The organism is Chitinophaga polysaccharea (assembly GCF_007829335.1).
Taxonomy (GTDB): domain Bacteria; phylum Bacteroidota; class Bacteroidia; order Chitinophagales; family Chitinophagaceae; genus Chitinophaga; species Chitinophaga polysaccharea_B.
Map to the genome: position 1 here is coordinate 12,793 of NZ_VIWO01000017.1, position 21,580 is coordinate 34,372.

At 48.3% G+C, this 21,580-nt stretch carries 17 protein-coding genes; 13 read left to right on the forward strand and 4 right to left on the reverse strand.

The window, feature by feature from the left end; all coding sequences use genetic code 11:
* Position 1: 1 nt before the first annotated feature.
* Positions 2-979 (reverse strand): type I glyceraldehyde-3-phosphate dehydrogenase, encoded by a 978-nt coding sequence (gene gap, locus FHW36_RS29935; protein WP_145675162.1) that lies wholly within the window; start codon positions 977-979, stop codon positions 2-4.
* A gap of 161 nt (positions 980-1,140) precedes the next feature.
* Between gap and FHW36_RS29940 the strand changes: the two genes are divergently transcribed.
* From FHW36_RS29940 to bglX, 10 genes are all read left to right on the forward strand, one after another.
* Complete coding sequence (locus FHW36_RS29940; RefSeq protein WP_145675164.1) at positions 1,141-2,265, forward strand: glycoside hydrolase family 130 protein; 1,125 nt, start codon at positions 1,141-1,143, stop codon at positions 2,263-2,265.
* Between the two features lie 29 nt (positions 2,266-2,294).
* On the forward strand, positions 2,295-2,864 hold the full coding sequence (locus tag FHW36_RS29945) for an RNA polymerase sigma-70 factor (protein WP_145675166.1): 570 nt from the start codon (positions 2,295-2,297) through the stop codon (positions 2,862-2,864).
* A 95-nt stretch (positions 2,865-2,959) separates the two neighbouring features.
* Entirely contained in the window at positions 2,960-4,042 is a 1,083-nt protein-coding gene (locus FHW36_RS29950; RefSeq protein ID WP_145675172.1) for a FecR family protein, read from the forward strand.
* Between the two features lie 159 nt (positions 4,043-4,201).
* Positions 4,202-7,525, forward strand: a complete 3,324-nt coding sequence (locus FHW36_RS29955) for a TonB-dependent receptor (protein ID WP_222429217.1) — start codon at positions 4,202-4,204, stop codon at positions 7,523-7,525.
* Positions 7,526-7,542: 17 nt separating this feature from the next.
* The gene (locus FHW36_RS29960; RefSeq protein ID WP_145675174.1) at positions 7,543-9,027 is read left to right on the forward strand and encodes a RagB/SusD family nutrient uptake outer membrane protein; all 1,485 of its coding nucleotides are present in this window, start codon (positions 7,543-7,545) and stop codon (positions 9,025-9,027) included.
* Positions 9,028-9,044: 17 nt separating this feature from the next.
* Positions 9,045-9,872: a LamG domain-containing protein gene (locus tag FHW36_RS29965; protein WP_145675176.1), complete on the forward strand. Its 828-nt coding sequence runs from the start codon at positions 9,045-9,047 to the stop codon at positions 9,870-9,872.
* A gap of 11 nt (positions 9,873-9,883) precedes the next feature.
* Complete coding sequence (locus FHW36_RS29970; RefSeq protein WP_145675178.1) at positions 9,884-11,551, forward strand: glucoamylase family protein; 1,668 nt, start codon at positions 9,884-9,886, stop codon at positions 11,549-11,551.
* Between the two features lie 11 nt (positions 11,552-11,562).
* Positions 11,563-12,873 carry a glucoamylase family protein gene (locus tag FHW36_RS29975; RefSeq protein WP_145675180.1) on the forward strand — a complete coding sequence of 437 codons (1,311 nt, stop codon included), beginning with the start codon at positions 11,563-11,565 and terminating at the stop codon, positions 12,871-12,873.
* 5 nt (positions 12,874-12,878) lie between these two features.
* The gene (locus FHW36_RS29980) at positions 12,879-14,645 is read left to right on the forward strand and encodes a family 43 glycosylhydrolase (protein ID WP_145675181.1); all 1,767 of its coding nucleotides are present in this window, start codon (positions 12,879-12,881) and stop codon (positions 14,643-14,645) included.
* Positions 14,646-14,662: 17 nt separating this feature from the next.
* On the forward strand, positions 14,663-16,960 hold the full coding sequence (gene bglX / locus FHW36_RS29985; RefSeq protein WP_145675183.1) for a beta-glucosidase BglX: 2,298 nt from the start codon (positions 14,663-14,665) through the stop codon (positions 16,958-16,960).
* A gap of 52 nt (positions 16,961-17,012) precedes the next feature.
* Here bglX and FHW36_RS29990 read toward each other — a convergent pair whose 3' ends face one another.
* Positions 17,013-17,477 (reverse strand): pyrophosphohydrolase domain-containing protein, encoded by a 465-nt coding sequence (locus FHW36_RS29990; RefSeq protein WP_145675185.1) that lies wholly within the window; start codon positions 17,475-17,477, stop codon positions 17,013-17,015.
* Positions 17,478-17,583: 106 nt separating this feature from the next.
* On the opposite strand from FHW36_RS29990, the gene FHW36_RS29995 reads away from it, so the two are divergent.
* Genes FHW36_RS29995 through FHW36_RS30005 form a run of 3 tightly spaced genes read left to right on the forward strand, consistent with a single transcriptional unit; the run spans position 17,584 to position 19,884 of the window.
* Complete coding sequence (locus tag FHW36_RS29995) at positions 17,584-18,192, forward strand: Crp/Fnr family transcriptional regulator (RefSeq protein ID WP_145675187.1); 609 nt, start codon at positions 17,584-17,586, stop codon at positions 18,190-18,192.
* 54 nt (positions 18,193-18,246) lie between these two features.
* Positions 18,247-18,990, forward strand: coding sequence for a GNAT family N-acetyltransferase (locus FHW36_RS30000; RefSeq protein WP_145675189.1), 744 nt, complete (start codon positions 18,247-18,249; stop codon positions 18,988-18,990).
* A gap of 6 nt (positions 18,991-18,996) precedes the next feature.
* Entirely contained in the window at positions 18,997-19,884 is an 888-nt protein-coding gene (locus tag FHW36_RS30005) for a dienelactone hydrolase family protein (RefSeq protein ID WP_145675190.1), read from the forward strand.
* A gap of 66 nt (positions 19,885-19,950) precedes the next feature.
* Here FHW36_RS30005 and FHW36_RS30010 read toward each other — a convergent pair whose 3' ends face one another.
* Together FHW36_RS30010 and FHW36_RS31010 are read right to left on the reverse strand one after the other, a co-directional pair.
* Entirely contained in the window at positions 19,951-21,342 is a 1,392-nt protein-coding gene (locus FHW36_RS30010) for a hypothetical protein (protein WP_145675193.1), read from the reverse strand.
* A 29-nt stretch (positions 21,343-21,371) separates the two neighbouring features.
* A complete protein-coding gene (locus tag FHW36_RS31010; protein ID WP_145675195.1) occupies positions 21,372-21,578 on the reverse strand; it encodes a GDCCVxC domain-containing (seleno)protein in 207 nt (68 codons plus the stop codon).
* Positions 21,579-21,580: the final 2 nt, after the last annotated feature.

Sequence of the window (21,580 nt, forward strand, 5' to 3'; positions counted from 1 at the left end):
TTTACAGCAAGGATACCAGCTCCGAAATACGGTTGGAGATACCTGTTTCATTATCATACCAGGCCACCACTTTAACCGTTTTGCCGAGACTCCTGGTCAGGTTGCCATCGATGATGGAAGAATGTGTATTACCAATAATATCGGCCGATACAAATTGCTCTTCTGTATAGGCCAGGATGCCTTTCAGCGAACTGGCCGCATATTGTTTAAACAGGGTATTCAGCTCTTCGATGGATACTTCCCGGCTCAGGTTAACGGTGATATCCACAATAGATCCGTCTATAACAGGTACGCGGTAAGAATATCCATCCATTTTCCCTTTCAGGTTAGGCAATACTTCGCCGATGGCTTTGGCGGCGCCGGTAGTGGTGGGGATGATGGAATGTGTAGCAGCTCTGGCTCTGCGCAGATCCCGGTGAGGAGCATCCTGCAATTGCTGATCGGCCGTAAAGGCGTGTACAGTGCTCATAAAGCCGGAAGTAATACCAAATTCTTTATCGAGGATCAGCAACACCGGTGCAATGCTTCCTGTAGTACAGGAGGCGGTGGAATAAATATTATCGTTGCCGATTAATTCGTTGTTAACACCATGCACGATCGTTTTTACACCTCCGCTGGCAGGTGCGGTGATCAGCACTTTTTGTGCACCTGCGTCGATATGCGCCTGCGCCTTAGCCCTGTCGGTAAAACGCCCGGTAGATTCAATTACTACGTCGACCCCCAATTTTTTCCAGGGCAGTTGTGCCGGATCTTTTTCATTGAGCAGGGCAATGGTTTTGCCATTCACTGTAATCGTATCGGATCCTGCTTCCACGGTGCCGGGGAAATGCCCATGTGCGCTGTCGTATTTAAACAGGTGAGCCAGGGTGGCAGCATCTGTCAAATCGTTGATCGCCACTACTTCTACGGCGGTTTTGTTCTGTAAGGCGCGTAAGGTCATCCGGCCAATTCTTCCAAATCCATTGATAGCAACTTTCATGTGTTTCGATTTTTATTTAGTACAAAAGTAGACAACAACCCAGGTGGCAGCAATGACAAAAAATATACAATTCCTGCCATTTGGATAATTTATGCTATATCCCTATTGCGTTTAAAGGAAAAAGATTTCATCTTTAAAGGGTACTAAATGCCTTCACCGATATGAAGCCTATTTTTTTCACGCTGGTAGCAACTTGTTTGTTAACCGTTAATGCCGTGTCTGCTCAAACAACAACGGCGCCTGTTAAGACTCAGTGGGCGTTCCCGCCATTTGCGAGAGTAGATGCAGTAAACCCCATTATTTCTCCTGATACCAGTACCCTCTTCCAGGACCCTATGAGTAACCAGCTGGTGAGCTGGGAGGGAAATTATACTTTCAATCCAGCCGCGGCTGTGCTAAATGACAAAGTGGTGGTATTATACCGGGCAGAAGATTTGACCGGCGACCGTATTGGTACCAGGACATCCAGGATAGGCTATGCGGAAAGTGGGGATGGTATTCATTTCCGGCGTGAGAAAAATCCGGTGTTGTACCCGGGAAATGATACGCAAAGGCCTTATGAGTGGCCGGGCGGATGTGAAGATCCGCGGATAGCCGTAACGGAAGATGGCACCTATGTGATGTTGTATACCCAATGGAACCGGCAGGTACCGCGCCTCGGCGCCGCCACTTCCCGGGATTTGAGAAACTGGCAGAAAACAGGACCTATTTTCGCTAAAGCCTATGCAGGAAAATTTTTGAACATCCCGAGTAAGTCTGCTGCTATTTTAACAACGTTGAAAAACGGACGACAGGTCATCAAAAAAATAAACGGATTATACTGGATGTATTGGGGCGAACACCATGTATATGCGGCTACCTCTGTTAATCTCACTGACTGGACGCCGCTCGTAGATGAAAACGGGAATCTGCGTGAGCTGGCATCTCCCCGGAAAGGTTATTTCGATAGCGGCCTGACGGAATGTGGACCACCGGCTATTTATACCGATAAGGGCATAGTACTGCTGTACAATGGAAAGAATGCTGCCGGTGATAAAGGCGACCGCCGTTATGCTGCCGGCGCCTATTGTGCGGGACAGTTTTTATTTGATAAGCACGATCCGGCTAAAATGATTACGCGGCTGGATACTCCCTTCCTGTATCCACAACAGCCGTACGAAAAAAGTGGTCAGTACAAGGACGGCACCGTGTTTATAGAAGGCATGGTATACTTTAAGCATCAATGGTTTTTATATTACGGTTGTGCCGATTCGAGGGTGTCGGTAGCGGTATATGATCCCAGATAAATTTTTTTCCTTTACTTTGAGCCAGTAATATGGCCCACGGTAATGAAATAAAAGAATGGCAACGTCGTATCAGTTTATACGATGATGAGCTGGCCTATAAGGAGTTATTCCTTCATTGCTACCCGCCGCTGCTGAAGTTTGCCGTATCTTTCGTGAAAGTAGCCGAGGTAGCTGAAGAAGTAGTATCCGATGTATTCATTAGCTTGTGGGAGCGCCGGCGCCAGCTGGAAGAAGTGAATAACCTGCAGGTATACCTGTATGTAAGCGTGAAGAATACGGCCTTGAAGTATCTCTTCAAACAAAAGAAACAGGTATCCATTACCATCGACGATTTATCTGTAGAGCTGGCCAGCCCACATCAGAACCCCGAGCAGCAGCTGCTTACCACAGAGATGATGGAACGTATTACCGCTGCCATTGAAGGACTGCCGCCCCGGTGTAAGGTTATTTTTAAGCTGATCCGGGAAGATGGATTGAAATATAAAGAGATCGCGGAGATTTTAAATATTTCCGTGAAGACAATAGATAACCAGCTGGCCGTAGCATTAGCCAAAATAGCCAGGGCATTGAATGTACAGTTAAAGAAACCCGTTCGTTAACACCGGTATCACCCGCGCCGGAAATTTTTTTTATTTCCCTTTAGTAGATTTTAGGAAAAACAGGTACCTGTAGAAGAAGTAGCTATCAAAACGTTATGAATCACAAGCGTATCTGGGAACTGATGGGGCGTAAACTGGCCAGGGAAGCATCTGCAGAGGAACTGCAGGAGCTCGACAGATTGTTGCGGGCCCATCCCGATTTGCATTTTCCGGTGGAAACCATTACGGATATCTGGAAAACGGACCCCGGGGCCGACGACCGGGCTGCGGGAGAAGATGCGCACAGGCGGCTGATTAGCCGTATGCAGGAAAAAGGTATTGACATAGGATTATCCTTCGAAGAGCAACAAACAGCAATATTCCAGCTGGAAGCACAGGAAAGAAAGTCGTGGTGGCGATATGTGGCGGCGGCCGTAGTGGCCGGCGGACTGATAACAGCGGCCTGGTGGTGGCGGCCGGTAGGCAAACCAACCTCGCCATTGGCACTCAATGAAGTGGTAACAAAGAATGGTTCGCGCACGGCAGTACATTTGCCTGATGGCTCCCAGGTATGGCTGAATGCTGGCAGTAAACTCACTTACAATAAAGATTTTGGTAATGGCAACCGGGATATCACGCTGACCGGGGAGGCTTTTTTCGAAGTGGCAAAGAATGCAGAGTATCCCTTTGTGATTCACACTACCCGGATGGATGTAAAGGTATTGGGTACCCGTTTTAATGTACGCGCTTACCCCGGCGAAAAAGTGACCGAAGCGGCACTGATACAGGGAAGCATAGAAGCGTCGCTGCATAACCGGCCTGGAGAGCGGATTATTCTCCGGCCTGCAGAGAAAATTGTGATTACCGATGAGAAAAGCCACCAGGAACACACCAAAAATAATGAGCCGGTGATGGAGGTCCGCCACCTCACTTACTATGAGGAAAATACGGAGGCCATTGTAGAAACCTCCTGGATGGAAAATAAGCTCGTTTTCAGGGATGAGTCTTTCGTTTCACTGGCTGCCCGCATGGAGCGCTGGTATGGCGTTACCATCCACTTTAGCGACCCACAACTCGAACAACTAAGATTTACCGGCGTATTTGCCCAGGAAACGATACAACAGGCTTTAAAAGCCTTACAAATGACCGCTGTATTTAACTACAGCATCCACGGTACTGATATCATTATAAACCAGTAATATTTCCGTTATGAAAAAAAGGAGCAGGTATAACACGTCATGAGCTACTGGTAATAAAAAAAGGGAAATGCGTCAACATTTCCCTCTGAAGCAAAACAGGAAGCTTCGCCTATCCTAATAGCAGCTGGCTTCCATTTTATTACCTCTGAATCTAAATGTATGAAAAAATCGCTAACAACTGCGAAGCGACCCTCCCATGCCTTCAAAAAAGCACTATTAATTATGAACTGGACCGCCGTACTGCTATTGGCAGGTGTGCTCCAGGTATCTGCCAACGCGAGGGGACAGGGAACTATTACACTCCGGCTGAAAGAAGTGGAGATCGCCAAAGTACTTCACAACATTGAGAAACAGGGCGAGTATCGTTTTCTGTATAACAACGCGTTAAAAGATATCCGGAAGAAAGTAGATGTGGATGTGACCAACACCCGCCTGGCCGACCTTATGAGCAATATTCTCGCTAACACCAGCCTGAAATATAAGGTCATTGAAAATAACCTGGTGGTCATCATGTCGAATTCTCCTGAACTACAGGATATAAAGATCACCGGTAAGGTCACCGATAAGAAAACCAAAACGGCGTTGCCCGGTGTCACCATCAGTATTAAAGGGACTTCCCGGGGTACGGTAACCGACCCCGATGGTTCCTATAGCCTCACCGTGCCCGAAAATGCCACGCTGGTAGTATCTTTCATCGGCTTCTCCAACCAGGAAATACCGGTGAACAGCCAATCTGTAGTGAACATAGAATTGGAAGAAGCCATCAGCCAGGTAGAACAGGTGGTGGTAGTAGGTTACGGCGTACAGCGTAAAGTGGATGTTACCGGCGCCATTGGTCAGCTGAAATCAGAAGAAATTAATAAACAACCCATTGCCAACCCCGTGAGCGCCTTGCAGGGTAAAGTACCTGGCGTGCAGATCACCAATATCGGGAAACCTGGCGCCGCACCGGAAATTAAAATCCGCGGTATGGGTACCGTATATGGCAGCAACAGCCCGCTCTATGTAGTAGATGGCGTTTGGTACGATGATATCAGCTTCCTGAACCCGGCGGATATCGAAAATATGAGTATCCTGAAAGATGCCTCCAGCGAGGCTATTTATGGGATACGTGCCGCCAACGGCGTAGTATTGATCACCACTAAAAAAGGAAAGTCGGGCAAACCAGCGGTGAACTACAACGGTTACGTAGGCTATCAGAAAGTAACCAACGAAGTAAAGATGGCAAATGCCAATCAATACGCTACCCTGGTAAATGAGTTACAGGACAGGAACAGCAAGCCTCCATTGCTGGACCCTGCCCAATTTGGCAAAGGAACCGATTGGTATCACCTGGCATTGCGCAATGCCATGATCACCAACCACCAGGTATCCGTAAGCGGTGGTTCTGAAAAGTCGACCTATAATTTCTCCCTCGGATATCTCCGTCAGCAGGGATTGGTGGAAACTAACGACTATACCCGTTTTACCGCCCGCCTGCAAAATGATATACAGGTATTTGAACCTTTGAAAATTGGTTATAGCATTACTGCTGCTGCCAGCAAATCCAATGATGTACCGGACTTTATCTGGCGTCAGCTGTACGCCGCTGCTCCCGTAGTACCGGTACGCTACGCCGATGGAAGCTACGGCGATCCTAACGATTTTAACCTGGGAGAAGGGGCAAACTTCAATCCCCAGGCTACACTCGACTTTTTCAACCAGTTCACTAAAAAGCAAACCGTTACCGGTAACGTATATGCCGACCTGCGGTTTGCCAAACATTTTGTATTCCATTCCAGCCTGGGTGGCGAGTACGGCGAAAACCTGATGCGTAACTACGTACCGGTATTTGCTGCTACCCTTGCGCAACGTGCTACCAACAGTAAACTGACCCGTGAAAATACTGATACCCGTAACTGGATTGTGGAGAACACGTTGACCTATGAAAATAAATTTAATGAACATAGCGTACGTGTAATGATAGGGCAGGGCGCTCAAAGCAACCAAACCTATAAACTGACAGCGCTGGCGCCTGATGTGCCCAACAACAGCGAAGGCGATATGTACCTGAAACTCGGTAGCACCAACGGCCGTGAAGTAAGGGATGAAGGTACTTTATACACCGTGGCGTCCTATTTCGGAAGGATCAACTACTCGTTTAAAAACAGATACCTGTTGAATGCCTCCCTTCGTTCCGATGGATCTTCCAAATTCTTTGGCGATCATCGCTGGGGATATTTTCCTTCTGTGGGAATAGGCTGGATAGTAACCGAAGAAAGCTTCATGAAACATCAACATTTCTTCGATAACCTCAAAATCCGCGGTAGCTGGGGTAAAGTGGGTAATGCCACCATTCCTTCCGATGTATCGGTATTGCGGGTAGCGCAAGATCCTTATTTAACTGCGATCTTCGGCGGTATTGTCAACACCGGCGCCAGCGTGAACTCTGTAGTACCGCCCACTACTTACTGGGAAAGAGGCGTAGGTACGGATGTGGGCCTGGAAGCCAGTATGCTGGATAATCGCCTGTATATAGAAGCGGGTTATTATAACCGGAGAACAGAAGCCGCCATTTTCGAGATCCGGATTCCTGGCTCTGTGGGAACCAATTCCGGCGGTATTATCGCCAACCAGGCCGACCTGCTGAACCGTGGTGTGGAAATATCGGCGAGCTGGAAAAGCAAAATAGGCAAAGACTTTACCTGGTCTGTTGGTGGAAATGTAGGGTATAATCAAAACAAAGTAGAGAATGTAATTTCCGGTAACAATCCCATTTATGGCGGTGGTGGTGGCCTCACCAGTGGAGCGCTTAGCACCCGTACCATGAATGGCCGTCCTATTGGTGAATTTATAGGTTACCTGGTAGATGGTATTTTCCAGACAGATGCAGAAGCCGCAGCCTCCGCACAGCCTAAAGCCCGTGCAGGCGATTTCAAATACCGGGATGTGAGCGGACCGAAAGGCATTCCCGATGGCGTAATCGATGCCAACGACCGGGTACCGCTGGGCAATCCTAATCCCCGTTACACTTACGGTATCAATACCTTCTTTTCCTGGAAACAATTTGACCTGACGCTCGACTTCCAGGGCGTGGCCGGTATGGAAGTATACAATGCCAACCTCGGCGCCCGTTATGGCAACGAAAATTTCACCAAAGATTTCTATGATCACCGCTGGCATGGAGAAGGTACGTCTAATACCTATCCTTCCGCTTTCATTGGTGGCCGTGATAACTATTTGCCTAATTCTTTCTTCGTAGAAAACGGCAGTTACTTCAGGATACGGAATATACAACTGGGATATAATTTCCCGGCAGCGATGGCAAACAGGTGGGGAATGAAAAACCTGCGTGTATATGCCAATGCACAAAATGCCTTCAACTTCTTCCGCTATAGGGGCTTTACGCCTGAAATTGGCGGTAAACCCAAGGAAGCAGGTGTGGATAACAATGTATACCCGCTGTATGCCACCTACAATTTTGGTGTAAATGTTACTTTCTGATCTAAAGCAGCTTTTTTATGAAACGATTAATCCAATTTTATATACAGCGTATATCTGTTAGCGTTATATTGACTGCCCCCTTCCTCCTGGCAGGTTGCAGCAAGTCATTCCTGGATGTACCACCACAGGGTCAACAACCCAACGAACAGTTCTGGAAAAATGAAGCCGACGCTACCAAAGCGGTGAATGCCATTTATGCCAACCTCCGGGAATGGAAGCAGGTAGCCTTTGCCGCCATCGCTATTGAGAGCCTGGGCTCCGATGATGCTGAAAAGGGAAGTAATACGGCAGATGCCAGCTTCCTGAATAAGTACGACGACTTTTCCGTTACTGCTACCGAAGGACAAATACTGGATTTCTGGAAAGGACAATACCAGGAAATTAATTTCTGTAACCAGGTGCTTGACCATGTACCAGCCATCACCATGGATGAAGCATTGAAAGCGCGCTACCTGGCGGAAGCAAAATTTGTACGCGCTTACGCATATTTCAGGCTGGTACGCGCTTACGGCGACGTGCCGCTGCGCCTGAAAGTACCCACGGAAGCCAGCGAATACAACCTGGCCAGAACGCCCAAAGCACAGGTATGGGCAGCTATTGAAAAAGACCTGACAGAAGCTGCCGCTGTATTACCACCCAACTATCCGGCTGCCGACAAAGGACGCGCTACCAAAGGCGCTGCCTTAGCGCTGCATGCCAAGGTGGCCATGTACCAGCAGAAATGGGCGGATGTGCTTAACTATACCAACCAGGTAATGGGATTGGGCTACAGCCTCTTTGCCAACTATGAGCAAATGTTCCGTATCCCCAATGAAAATTCATCGGAGTCTGTGTTTGAAATACAATGTCAGCTTATCCTGGATAGTAAAGACGCTTCCAACTCCCAATACTCCCAGGTACAGGGGGTAAAAGGCGTAGTAGGCGGCGGCTGGGGCTTTAACGTGCCTACCGCCGACCTGGTAAGCGAGTACGAACCCGGCGATCCCCGTAAAGATGGCACTATCATCTTCAGGGGAGAAACAACTCCTGAGGGAGATGTGATCCCGGTAGGTGGTGATAATCCGATGTTTAACCAGAAATCGTATGTGCCTTTCCGTTTGTATGTGACTGGCTATAACGAAGGCGCCGACCAGAATGTAAGGGTAATGCGCTATGCGGAAGTGTTGTTGATGAATGCCGAAGCGGCCAATGAAACCGGCAATAATGCGCAGGCACTACAATCACTGAATGCCGTGAGAGCACGCGCCCGCCAGGGCAACCCGGCTATCCTCCCGGATGTTACGGCTACCGATAAAGAAGCTGTACGCAAAGCCATCTGGCATGAAAGAAGGGTGGAACTGGCCATGGAAAATGACCGTTATTTCGACGTCATCCGCCAGGGCCGGGCTGCCGCTGTATTTGGTCCTAAAGGATTTAAAACCGGTAAGAATGAAGTATGGCCGGTACCACAGGATGAAATAGACATCAGCGCCGGCACACTGGTACAAAACCCTGGCTATTAATTTCAAATACTACGATCATGCAATTCAGATATTCATCATATGCAATACTGGCAGCAGCTGTACTCTTATTGTCGGCCTGCTATAAAAAGTTTGATGCCGGCAGCTATGCGCCTGCGTTATCTATCGACGGCTACTCCAGCACCAGTGAAATTGCCCCCGGCAACCTGGTGGCCTACTGGGGATTTAATGGCAACCTGGTAGACAGCGTCTCTAAAACCGCCTGCGACAACAGCGGTACCAGCTTTGCCCAGGGCATCAAAGGCGGCGCACTCAAAGGCGCCGACAAATCATATGCACTGTTTTCTCCCGGCAGCAGCATTACCGGCCTCAAAGCTTTTACCCTCACCATGTGGGTAAACGCCCCACAGAATACCGATGGGATGGTAGGACTGGTAAGCCTGAGTAATACCAAGTCTTTCTGGGGCAACATAGATATCTTCTTTGAAAACGGCAGCACCGATTCCAAAGCCATTTTGAAAGCGCATGTCACCGGTCAGCATGGCGATGGCTGGCTGGGCAACTATGAGGTGATGAACATCTGGAAAATATGGACCAATATCGCCGTGTCGTATAACGGCGTAGACACCTTCCGGGTATATGTAAACGGCCAGAAGATTGATACTAAGGTGAATATCGGATTTGGCCAGCTGGCATTTGCCAACCCGGGTAAAATGGTGTTTGGTACCTCACAGTTCCAAACGGTGCCTAGCATTACTTCTGCGACAGATGCACAGCCCTGGGCCAGCTATCTTACCGGCACTTTAGACGAAGTAAGAATCTACAACAAAGCGTTGAGTGATAAGGAAGTGGGCGCCCTGGTAAAACTGGAGGGCCGGGGTAAATAATACCGCTATTTATGACAGGATTGTCTCGTATCATATATAGTGCTTTACTGCTGATGGCAGTGGGTTGTGGTAAAAGCGGGGGCGACAAACCGTCGCCTCCGCGGGTTACCCCCCTGCCTTTAAACTTTGCGGCTTTGAGTGTGGATGGCAAGGCGGATGGATTTTCGTATATGGGTACCGGTACCCGCCCCGTTATCCGGATTTCTTTCAGCGATGCGGTACAGCGTAGTACCGCTGCCGGGGCTTGTTCCTTCAGCGGAAATGGAACGAACGTACCTTTTAATATTTCCTGGGAAAATGGAGATAGTACACTGGTGATACAGCCAACAGCAGCATTGATTAACCTTACCGCCTATACGATTACGGCCGGCACTTCCCTGCAATCTACCCGGCAGTCGAAGTTATTATCGGCGGTCACCCTGTCTGTTTTTACCGGGATAGATACCACCGATAAATTTCCCCGTATCACCGACGAGGCCCTGCTCACCTTGGTACAGCAGCAAACCTTTAAATATTTTTGGGATTTTGGACACCCCGTGAGTGGATTGGCCCGGGAAAGGAATACCAGTGGAGAGACGGTCACTTCAGGTGGCTCAGGCTTCGGCATCATGGCCACGGTAGTAGCCGTAGAGCGGGGCTTTGTTGCACGTACCGATGCGGTGCATCGCCTGCAACAAATGACCGGCTTCCTGCTCACGAAAGCGGCCCGCTTTCACGGCGCTTTCCCGCATTGGCTCAATGGCAGTACCGGTACCGTAGTGCCATTCAGTACCAAAGATGATGGCGCCGACCTGGTGGAAACATCTTACCTGGTACAAGGCCTGCTCACTGCGAGGCAGTATTTTAATAAAGCAGATATAACGGAAACGCAGCTACGAAATGATATCAACGCTATTTGTAACGGGGTAGAGTGGAACTGGTTCCGCAAAGGCGGCGAACAAACCTTGTACTGGCACTGGAGCAGCAATTACCAATGGGATATGAACATGCCCATCAAAGGCTGGAACGAATGCCTGATCACCTATGTGCTGGCCGCTTCTTCGCCCGATCCTGTTCCCCGGAGTGTGTATGACAATGGTTGGGCAGGAAATGGTACCATGCGTAATAATCAATCTTACGAAGGTATTCCTTTGCCATTAGGCCCCGCCTATGGCGGCCCCCTGTTTTTTTCGCATTACTCTTTCCTGGGCATTAACCCGCGCGGACTGAAAGATGCGTATGCCGATTACGAGCAACAGGTAACTAACCATACCCGCATTAACTACGCGTATTGTGTAGCTAACCGCGACCGGCACTACGGCTACGGAGCAGATTGCTGGGGACTTACCGCCAGCGATGTACCCAGCGGGTATAATGCCAGCTCGCCCACAAACGATGTAGGCGTGATTGCACCCACGGCGGCGTTGTCGTCGTTCCCTTATACGCCGGAAGCATCCATGCAGGCGTTGAAATTCTTTTACTATAAGCTGGGAGATAAACTCTGGAAGGCGTATGGATTTACCGATGCTTTCTCTTTGCAACATAACTGGTTTGCCGACTCTTTCCTGGCCATCGACCAGGGACCTATTATTGTGATGATAGAGAATTATCGCACGGGATTGCTGTGGAACCTGTTTATGAGCTGCCCCGAAGTAAAGACCGGCATGCAACGTTTGGGTTTCACCAGTCCACATCTTTAAAAAAATAAATAATGAGATATATTATACTGATGGGCTTTTGCCTGCTCCTATCGTCTATGGCTGCCAACGCACAAAAGAAAGCCAAACTTTCCGATGAGCAGTTATTAGACCTGGTGCAGCAACAGACATTCCGCTACTTCTGGGACTTTGCACACCCGGTGTCGGGCATGGCACGCGAACGCAGCAACCAGGCTGCATATGGCGATGAGGTAGTGACCACCGGCGGTACAGGGTTCGGTGTGATGGCCATTGTTGTAGCCACGGAGCATAAGTGGATCACCCGGACGGCGGCAGCAGAGCGGTTACTGAAAATGGTCAACTTCTTACGGAAGGCCGATAGTTATCACGGCGTTTTTCCTCATTGGTTGAATGGCAATACCGGTAAAACGATTCCTTTCAGTCGTAAAGACGATGGGGCCGACCTGGTAGAAACTTCTTTCCTGCTCCAGGGCTTACTATGTGCCCGGCAGTATTTTGATGCCAACGACCCCCTGGAAAAGGAGCTACGGGATAAAATCAACGCCACCTGGCAGGAAACCGAATGGGACTGGTTTACACAAGGAGGTCAGCAGGTATTGTACTGGCATTGGAGTCCCAATAACGGCTGGAGTATGAACCATGAAATCAGGGGCTGGAACGAATGCCTGATCACCTACGTGCTGGCAGCAGCAGCTCCCCGTTATGCCGTTAGCCCGGAGGTATATCATCACGGTTGGGTGAACAATATTTATTTCCGGAACGACCGGGAATTTTATGGTATCAAACTGCCGCTGGGGCTTGATTATGGTGGTCCCCTCTTTTTCTCGCAATATTCTTTCCTCGGACTCGATCCGCGTGGGTTAAAGGACCGCTATGCCAACTACTGGGAACAAAACCTGCGTCATACCCTGATTAACCGGGAGCACTGCATTCGTAATCCTAAAGGATTTAAGGGATACAGCGGCGACTGCTGGGGATTAACTGCCAGCGATACCTATGATGGATATAATGCCCATTCGCCGGAAAATGATTGGGGTACTATTTCCCCTACCGCTGCTTTATCGGCATTCCCTTATACACCAGCATATTCCATGCAGGCGCTGAAGCATTTTTATTATACCCTGGGAGATAAGATCTGGAGCCAGTACGGTTTTACAGACGCATTTAACGAAACGAAGCAATGGTATGCTACCTCCCACCTGGCAATTGACCAGGGGCCTATTGTTATAATGATAGAAAACTACCGCAGCGGCCTACTCTGGAAGTTGTTTATGAGTTGCCCGGAAGTTAAGCAGGGGCTGAATAAGTTAGGTTTTGAAACGGTGGCTGCCACCAAAAAGTGATGATCATGAAAGGATGTATGTATATTGTTTTGGTGTGGATCGGCACAGGACTGAGTATTACTAACGTGAACGCACAAACGACTTATTGCAACCCGGTGAATATTGATTATGGTTATTGTCCCATTCCCAATTTCACCACCTGGGGAAAGCACCGGGCTACCGCCGACCCGGTGATCGTTAATTATAAAGGCGACTACTATCTCTTTTCCACCAACCAATGGGGATACTGGTGGAGTCCCGATTTGCTGGACTGGCATTTTGTATCCCGGAAATTTTTGAAATCGTACCACCATGTGTATGATGAGTTGTGTGCACCGGCAGTATGGGTAATGGGGGATACATTGCTGGTATTTGGTTCTACCTATACCAGCGATTTTCCTATCTGGATGAGCACCAATCCTAAAGGCAATGAATGGAAAGAAGCCATTGATTCGCTGCAGATAGGCGGTTGGGACCCCGACTTTTTTGCTGACGATGACGGACGGTTGTACATGTACAACGGCAGTAGCAACCGTTATCCACTCTATGGTGTAGAGATGGACCGGCGCACCTTCCAGCCGAAGGGTACGCGGAAAGAAATGTACCTGCTGGAACCGGATAAGTATGGATGGCAGCGGTTTGGCGAGTACCAGGATAATACCTTTCTCGATCCTTTTATTGAAGGAGCGTGGATGACCAAACACCATGGCAAATATTACCTGCAATATGGTGCGCCGGGAACAGAATTCAGCGGATATGCCGATGGCGTAGTGGTGAGCGATCATCCGTTGGGACCTTTCACTCCGCAAGCCCATAATCCTGTTTCGTATAAACCGGGAGGATATGCCCGGGGGGCAGGCCATGGTAGCACTTTCCAGGATAATAAGGGATATTGGTGGCATGTATCTACCATGGTTATTGCTGTAAAAAACAGCTTTGAACGGCGTATTGGCTACTGGCCGGCGGGTTTCGACGAAGATGATATCATGTATTGCAATACCGCCTTCGGCGATTATCCGCATTATGTTTCCCGTGGTTCACGGGAAGCCGCCGACAGTGCCGGCTTTAATAATGCCGGCTTTACTGGTTGGATGCTGCTGAATTATGATAAACCAGTGACGGTATCTTCTGTGCTGGGCGGCTATCTTCCGAATAACGCCGTAGATGAAAATATTAAAACTTACTGGAGTGCTGCTACCGGCAATAAGGGCGAATGGATACAGACGGACCTGGGTAATACCTGCCGGGTAAATGCCGTACAGGTGAACTATGCCGACCAGGACGCTCCCTTTATGGGCAAGCAAACGGACATCTACCATCAGTATATACTCTGGTATTCTACGGATGGTAAGCATTGGAAAGTATTAGCAGACAAGAGCCGGCAGAAGAAAGACGTACCCCATGATTATGTGGAATTGTCGCAGTCGGTACAGGCCCGCTATATCAAAATGGAAAATATACATATGCCTGGTGGCAAATTTGCATTGAGTGGACTCCGGGTATTTGGCCATGGTAACGGCGCCTTGCCGGACACCGTAAAGGATTTCCTGGTGCTTCGCACGGAGAAGGACAAACGAAGTGCATGGATTAAATGGTCGCCGGTAGACAATGCCTATGCCTATAATATTTATACCGGTATTGCGCCGGATAAGCTATACAACTGCATCATGGTGCATAACAACAATGATTATTATTACAAGGGAATGGATAAAGGCCGGCCTTATTATTTCTGCATAGAAGCCATTAATGAGAACGGGGTATCGGCCCGCACGGCGGTAATGAAAGTAGATTGATCACTAACTGATTTTATATGAAAAGAATATTTTTTTCTTTTGCGTTACTGTTATCCTGCGCTTGCCTGCGCGTAACAGCGCAAAAGAAGGCGTTGCCGGAAGAGGCGAAGATGAATGCCTTTGTCACCGCGTTGATGGGTAAAATGACGTTGACCGAAAAAATAGGGCAGTTAAACTTACTAACACCCGGTGGTGGCGTAGCTACTGGCGCGGTGGTGAGCACCGATGTGGAAGCGAAGATCAGCAGCGGTAAAGTAGGTGGTTTGTTTGGCGTAATTGGTGTGGATAAGATTCGCCAGGCACAGGAGCTGGCCGTAACTCACAGCCGGCTTAAAATTCCGCTGTTATTCGGCTCTGATGTGATTCATGGATATAAAACGGCTTTTCCTATTCCGTTGGGATTGTCCTGTAGCTGGGATATGGCGCTGATAACGCGCAGTGCCAGGCTGGCGGCAAGAGAATCGGCAGCAGATGGATTGAGCTGGGTTTTTTCGCCGATGGTGGATATTGCCCGGGACCCACGTTGGGGGCGGGTAGCAGAAGGTTCGGGAGAAGATACTTACCTGGGCGCTAAGATCGCCGCAGCCATGGTAAAGGGGTACCAGGGAAATCATTTGGGAGATGGGAATAGCGTAATGGCCTGTGTGAAGCATTTTGCGTTGTATGGCGCCGCAGAAGCGGGTCGCGACTATAACACCACCGATATGAGCCGCATCAAAATGTATGAGTATTACCTGCCTCCCTATAAAGCAGCCGTGGATGCGGGCGCGGGTAGTGTAATGACTTCCTTCAATGAGATAGACGGTATTCCGGCCAGCGCCAATAAGTGGCTGTTAACCGACCTGCTCAGGAAGCAATGGGGTTTTAAAGGAATGGTGGTAACAGATTACACGTCTATCAATGAAATGATAGATCATGGCCTGGGCGATCTGGCAACGGTATCCGCATTGGCGCTAAAGGCAGGGGTAGACATGGACATGGTAGGAGAAGGGTTTCTTACTACCCTGGAACAATCGCTGAAAACGCGCCGGGTAGCTATGGCTGATATCGATGCTGCCTGTCGCCGGATATTGGAAGCCAAGTATAAGCTGGGATTATTTGAAGATCCCTACCGGTATTGTAACAAAGCCGCAGCAGCAACTGAAATTCGGAGTAAGGAGCAACTGCAGGCTGCCCGGGAGTTTGGCGCACGGGCCTGTGTGTTGCTGAAAAATGAAAAGCAGGTATTACCACTGAAGAAAACAGGTACTATTGCATTGATTGGTCCACTGGCCAATAACAAAAATAATATGCTGGGTACCTGGGCGGTCAATGGCGATCCGCAGCTGTCGGTGCCAGTGCTGGCAGGAATGAAACAGGCTGCAGGCAACGCGGTAAATATACTGTATGCCAAAGGCGCTAATATCAGCGATGATACCAGTTTTGCAAAGAAAGTAAATGTATTTGGTGAAAGGATCGATATCGATAGCCGGTCAGCAGCCGACATGTTATCCGAAGCAGTGAATACGGCTGCCAAAGCAGATGTGGTGGTAGCAGTAGTAGGAGAAGCGTCGGAGATGAGTGGCGAGGCCGCCAGCAGGTCTGATATTGGTATCCCGGAAAGTCAGCGTAAATTGATACAGGCGCTGGCCCAAACAGGTAAGCCACTGGTATTGGTGGTGATGAGTGGTCGCCCGCTTACCTTGAATATGGAAAACGAGGTAGCTACTGCCATGCTGCAGGCGTGGTTCCCCGGGCAGGAAGCCGGCAATGCGATTGCAGATGTGCTTTTCGGCGACTACAATCCATCGGGTAAACTGACTATGAGCTTTCCCCGGAATGTTGGACAGATTCCTATTTACTACAATCACAAAAATACGGGTCGTCCTCAACCGGAAGGACCTACACAGAAATTTCGCTCCAACTACCTGGATGTAGCAAATGATCCGCTGTTTCCCTTTGGTTATGGCCTGAGCTATACCACCTTTAAGTATGATCATCTTATGCTCAGCACTGCTCGCATGAGCAGCCGGCAATCTATCGATGTGGCTTTCACATTGACCAATACAGGCAGCTATGCCGGGGAAGAAGTGGTACAGTTGTACCTGAGAGATCCGGTGGCTGCTGTAACACGGCCGGTAAAAGAGTTGAAGGATTTTCAAAAGGTATTGTTGCAGCCGGGCGAAAGTAAGCAACTGCATTTTACGATCGACAAAGACAAACTGTCGTTCTTCAACAGCCAGCTGCAATGGATAGCGGAGCCCGGCAGCTTTGATGTGATGATTGGAGCGTCGTCTGCCGACATACGCTTAAAGACGAAGCTGGAATTGCAGTAAATCAGTACGGAAGAAAAAATCCCGGCTATTTTCGAATAGCCGGGATTTTTATTTACAGTAACTCCTGTAACTGGGCTGCCGCATAATTCACTGATTTCAGTGTTTTATTGTCGGAGGTCCGGTATACCAGGTACAGCTCTTCTACTTTCTTGTAATAACACTCGGTATTTTCTGCGTTGTTGTAATGGGCAATCGTTTTTTCGGCTTCTTCCTGCGACTTACAGGCTTTGCTCATATTGGACCGGTGCACTTCATTGAAAAGGGCATTAAATTTCTCGCCCAGGCCAAACTCCAGGATGGCGCCCGATAATACGTATTGCAGATCGCAGAGCGCATCGGCCACCTCGGTGATGTCATTGGCGGCAATAGCAGCTTTCAGTTCATTCAGCTCTTCCTGGAGCAGGGATACCCGCAAATCACATCTTTGCTGACTGGGAATAACAGGCGATTTTTCAATGGGGTGTTTGAAAGTGGAGTGAAACTCCGCCACACTATTTAATGCCTTTACATCTTCCATGATAGAATAAGATTTAATAGCCCCGAAAATAAGCATTGTTTTGAAAATGACCGATGCGGCTTTTAGGGGCTTTTTTGTTTATTTTCGGATATTTGACACCGATAAAATGATAACAGTGACAGCCGAAGCCCAATATTTAGCAGCATTTAAAGAGAAGATCCTCAGCTATTATCCTGTTTCAGCCGAGGCCTTTCAGCTGCTGAAAGATATTGTGAGCTTTCACCAGCTGGAGAAAGGAACGATCCTGTTAAACATCGGGCAGGTATCCAGGCATCTTCACTTTGTTTGTAACGGCGCCGTAATCGCTTACATTACCGGCGGCGATGGCACTACCTATAATAAAAATATATTTTTAGAAAGACAATTTGCCGGATCTACGGTATCTGCGCTTTTGAGAACACCCTCCGAATTTACCCTGCAAGCCATTGAAGACACTACCCTCATCAGGATGGATTACAACGAATACAAGGCGTTGATTTACCGGCACGACGAACTGAAAAATTTTTACATCGCCTATCTCGAAAAAAACTGGATCATTGACAAAGAGCGAAGGGAAATTTCCCTGGTGATGGAAACAGCCAGCACCCGGTATCGGCGGCTGTTGGCCGAATATCCGAATATAGAGAAACGTATTCCACTACAGCACATCGCTTCTCACCTGGGGATAACTCCGACCCAGTTAAGCCGGATCCGGAAAGAGCTGAAGGAAAAATAACGGGAATCAACATATGTAAAGTGTAATGAAGCGATTTGATGGTAATTTTGCCAGATGAATCAGCATTTTGTTTCCCTCGTAACGGAAAAAAACATACACAACTTAACTTCTTTGTGGACCTTGGCCGGAAATGCAGCAGGGCAATACTTTCAACAGAACGATTTTAGTTATTGCCTGGTGCCTGGCTCCGAATGGCCCAACAGGATTTGGTTGAATAACCATGCAGATGCCGCCACTATAAGAACAGTCGCCGATGTGATCAAAAATACGCCAGTACCTTTAACGGTCAGCTACTGGAACCATACACAGCAAGACTTGCACCCTGTTTTTGAACAGCTCGGATTTTCCGTAAAATCGGAACAAACCGGAATGTCGTTGAAATTGGATAAGGCGTTTGAACAATTAAACCGGTTGAACCTGGTACGCATAACCACCCCTGAGCAGGCAGCTGCCTGGGAAGCGCTGTATCCGCTGAGTTTTGGATACCGCATTACCGCCGATATATTGAACAAGACCAGTGAGGATGTACAGTATTACCTGGTTTACCACCAGCAGGAAGCTATGGGCACTGCTATCGTACATGAAACCGGCAACCTGATGGGCATACATGGAGTGGGCATTGTTCCGGCATACCGGAAGCAGGGATTTGCAGAAGAGGTGATGGCCATATTACTGAATAGTGCGCTTGCGCAACAAAAGGAGATGGCTACCTTGCAGTCGTCGGCCATGGGAAAAAATATTTATCTGAAGCTGGGATTTGCAGCCGATTTTAAAATGACGAACTACCAACTAAAATAGCACGATATGGAGCGCAGAAAAGAAGATATCAAACCTGCTGTTTTTGAATTATACAACGATTATGCGCACAACCGCCTGAGCAAGGAGGAGTTCACCGCGGAACTATCTGCTTATGCGGTAAACGGATGGACTGTAGCCTCCCTGCTCGCCTTCCTGATGCCGGATTACCAGGGTGGGATACATGTACGGGCCGACGATCCCCGCATCATTACAAAATATATCAGTTATTCTTCTCCCAAAGGTGGAGGTACTATAAAAGCCTTGTTGTGTATACCTGCAGGTGCTGAATTACCTTTGCCGGGCATTGTGGTGGTACACGAAAACAGGGGACTGAATCCGCATATTGAAGATGTGGCCCGGCGTACAGCTTTAGCCGGATTTGTAAGCCTGGCGCCGGATGCACTTAGTCCACTCGGCGGCTATCCCGGCAACGATGATGCCGGGCGCGAATTACACAGCAAAAGAAATCCGCCCGAAATGCTGGAAGACTTTATTGCCGGGTTTGAATACCTCCGCCATAGTGAATATTGTAATGGAAAAGTGGGCGTAGTAGGTTTTTGTTTCGGTGGCTGGATAGCCAACATGATGGCAGCCAGGATACCTGGCTTGCTGGCGGCCGTTCCTTTTTACGGGGGACAGGCGCCACTGGAAGAAGTGCCAAATATACAGGCAGCGCTTCAGCTGCACTATGCGGAAACAGATGCACACATCAACAGTGGATGGGAGACATATGAACAGGCTTTGAAGCAGCACCACAAAGCATACGTGGCATATCATTACCCCGGAACGCATCATGGTTTTCACAACGATACCACTCCCCGCTATGATAATGCTGCGGCGGAATTGGCCTGGAAGCGTACCATTGATTTCTTTAAAGAGAAATTAGGTAAGTAAGGGGCAGTGTATGCCTGTAGACTTAGTACGGGCATACATTTGTGTTTATAGTCTTTTGATAGGAGCCTAACGCGGCTCCTGTACCGATAAGCTGTCGAGCGCCTGCTCCAAAGTTTTTTTCACCAGGTTGATTACGAGTAAGTAAGTCTTATCTTTCAGAAATACCACATAGCTAAAATCAGCCTGTTCCCTGGGCTGCCAGCGCTGTAGTTCAGGGAATTTATTTTTTACCAGCTGTAGCTTCTTTTTATGATCCCGGGAAACAATGATGATTTTGGTAATGGGCGCCTGGCTCATTTTATCAATCGTGCTTTCTGATATATGGTCTTCGTATTGCGACATAGACCGGTAGCGGAATTTTCCGTCAATTACATTGAAGTCGGCGGCGTTGTCCGTCAGCACATAGCGGTCTGTCATCAGGTTGTCGGGCTCCTGTGGCCAGCTGGAGAAATTTTCGTCGTAAAGGGCGATGTAACGATCAATGAAAGCCTTGTCCATAGGCTTCTTTTGTTCGACATAAGCTTTAACATCCGGATATATTTTTTTAGCGATGAGATTCGTGTATTTGCGTTTATACCACGACGCGGTATCTTCCTTGCCCTTTAGCTGTCCATATACATAGCCATTGCCCAGCGCGGTGGCCAGTCCCTCGTTTAATAATAAAAATGCGTACCGGCTGTTTTTAGATGGATGGGCATTAAACCAGCTTTCAATGTCTCTTTTACGGGCCAGCGATTGTTCGTCATACAGGATATGAAAAGTTTCATGCAGCAGTACGCTCAACAACTGCTGATAGTCCGTTAAACTACTCGGGATGGCACTCACGGCATGATTATAAAATGCAGTAGCGGTAAATCCTTTTTTTGAAGCCGGCAGCGGATAAAACGAAAATACCAGTGGGATGGACCGGTCCCAGTCCGAGCCATAGAATTGCAAGCCTATGTTGAAATAGCTGGCCAGTTGATTTGAATCTATCAGTGCAGTAATATCTTTTAATTGTTTCTCGAATAGCGCTTTATTGGGCGTATATATTGCCTCCCGGTATACCGGGGTAAATGCCTGTAGGATAGCCGTCAACGTTATCAGGCTGCTGTTGGGGATAATGCCAACAGACAAATGTTTGAAGTTGTCAAGATCGCCGGCAGTGATTAAATTTCGCTTCAGCAGGGAAGCGGTTGACCCGCCTATTTTTTGTGCATAGGGATATTCCGTGAACTCGTAGCTGTAATCTATATTCAGCGTATCAAATGCGGCAATAAGGTTGGTATACTTATCCTGGTGGAAGACGGAGTTGGTAAATGCTGTTTTGTAAGGGTTGTCGGGCGCATTGTTGGATAGGTTTTCTACAAAGTTTAAAACAGCCAATGGTTCTGAATATTTTACTTCAAATGCCACCTGTTGCGCCGATGTCCTGGTAAAAGGAATTAACAATACAAGAAGCAAGCAGATTGTTTTCATCGGTTTTTTTACCAAATATACTATATGCGTCAGCAATGGCAATCCCCTTGTTGAACGGGAGGACACTTTACTGATCCATAGCTGCAAAATACGCAGCAATCGCCTGGCTTAGGAGTGAGTTGCCGGTGGCAGTTTTTACACTCGTAAAAGTGCTGACAGGCATTTACAGGCATCTCTTCTGCTTGTTGATGTCCGCAAAAGGGACAGGTGATAACGGATGTTAATTGAATGTCCATTG

Bases quoted from the DNA above. Each gene is read 5' to 3' on its own strand.
- gap (WP_145675162.1), bottom strand. From the start codon at position 979: ATGAAAGTTGCTATCAATGGATTTGGAAGAATTGGCCGGATGACCTTA.
- FHW36_RS29940 (WP_145675164.1), top strand. From the start codon at position 1,141: ATGAAGCCTATTTTTTTCACGCTGGTAGCAACTTGTTTGTTAACCGTT.
- FHW36_RS29945 (WP_145675166.1), top strand. From the start codon at position 2,295: ATGGCCCACGGTAATGAAATAAAAGAATGGCAACGTCGTATCAGTTTA.
- FHW36_RS29950 (WP_145675172.1), top strand. From the start codon at position 2,960: ATGAATCACAAGCGTATCTGGGAACTGATGGGGCGTAAACTGGCCAGG.
- FHW36_RS29955 (WP_222429217.1), top strand. From the start codon at position 4,202: ATGAAAAAATCGCTAACAACTGCGAAGCGACCCTCCCATGCCTTCAAA.
- FHW36_RS29960 (WP_145675174.1), top strand. From the start codon at position 7,543: ATGAAACGATTAATCCAATTTTATATACAGCGTATATCTGTTAGCGTT.
- FHW36_RS29965 (WP_145675176.1), top strand. From the start codon at position 9,045: ATGCAATTCAGATATTCATCATATGCAATACTGGCAGCAGCTGTACTC.
- FHW36_RS29970 (WP_145675178.1), top strand. From the start codon at position 9,884: ATGACAGGATTGTCTCGTATCATATATAGTGCTTTACTGCTGATGGCA.
- FHW36_RS29975 (WP_145675180.1), top strand. From the start codon at position 11,563: ATGAGATATATTATACTGATGGGCTTTTGCCTGCTCCTATCGTCTATG.
- FHW36_RS29980 (WP_145675181.1), top strand. From the start codon at position 12,879: ATGAAAGGATGTATGTATATTGTTTTGGTGTGGATCGGCACAGGACTG.
- bglX (WP_145675183.1), top strand. From the start codon at position 14,663: ATGAAAAGAATATTTTTTTCTTTTGCGTTACTGTTATCCTGCGCTTGC.
- FHW36_RS29990 (WP_145675185.1), bottom strand. From the start codon at position 17,477: ATGGAAGATGTAAAGGCATTAAATAGTGTGGCGGAGTTTCACTCCACT.
- FHW36_RS29995 (WP_145675187.1), top strand. From the start codon at position 17,584: ATGATAACAGTGACAGCCGAAGCCCAATATTTAGCAGCATTTAAAGAG.
- FHW36_RS30000 (WP_145675189.1), top strand. From the start codon at position 18,247: ATGAATCAGCATTTTGTTTCCCTCGTAACGGAAAAAAACATACACAAC.
- FHW36_RS30005 (WP_145675190.1), top strand. From the start codon at position 18,997: ATGGAGCGCAGAAAAGAAGATATCAAACCTGCTGTTTTTGAATTATAC.
- FHW36_RS30010 (WP_145675193.1), bottom strand. From the start codon at position 21,342: ATGAAAACAATCTGCTTGCTTCTTGTATTGTTAATTCCTTTTACCAGG.
- FHW36_RS31010 (WP_145675195.1), bottom strand. From the start codon at position 21,578: ATGGACATTCAATTAACATCCGTTATCACCTGTCCCTTTTGCGGACAT.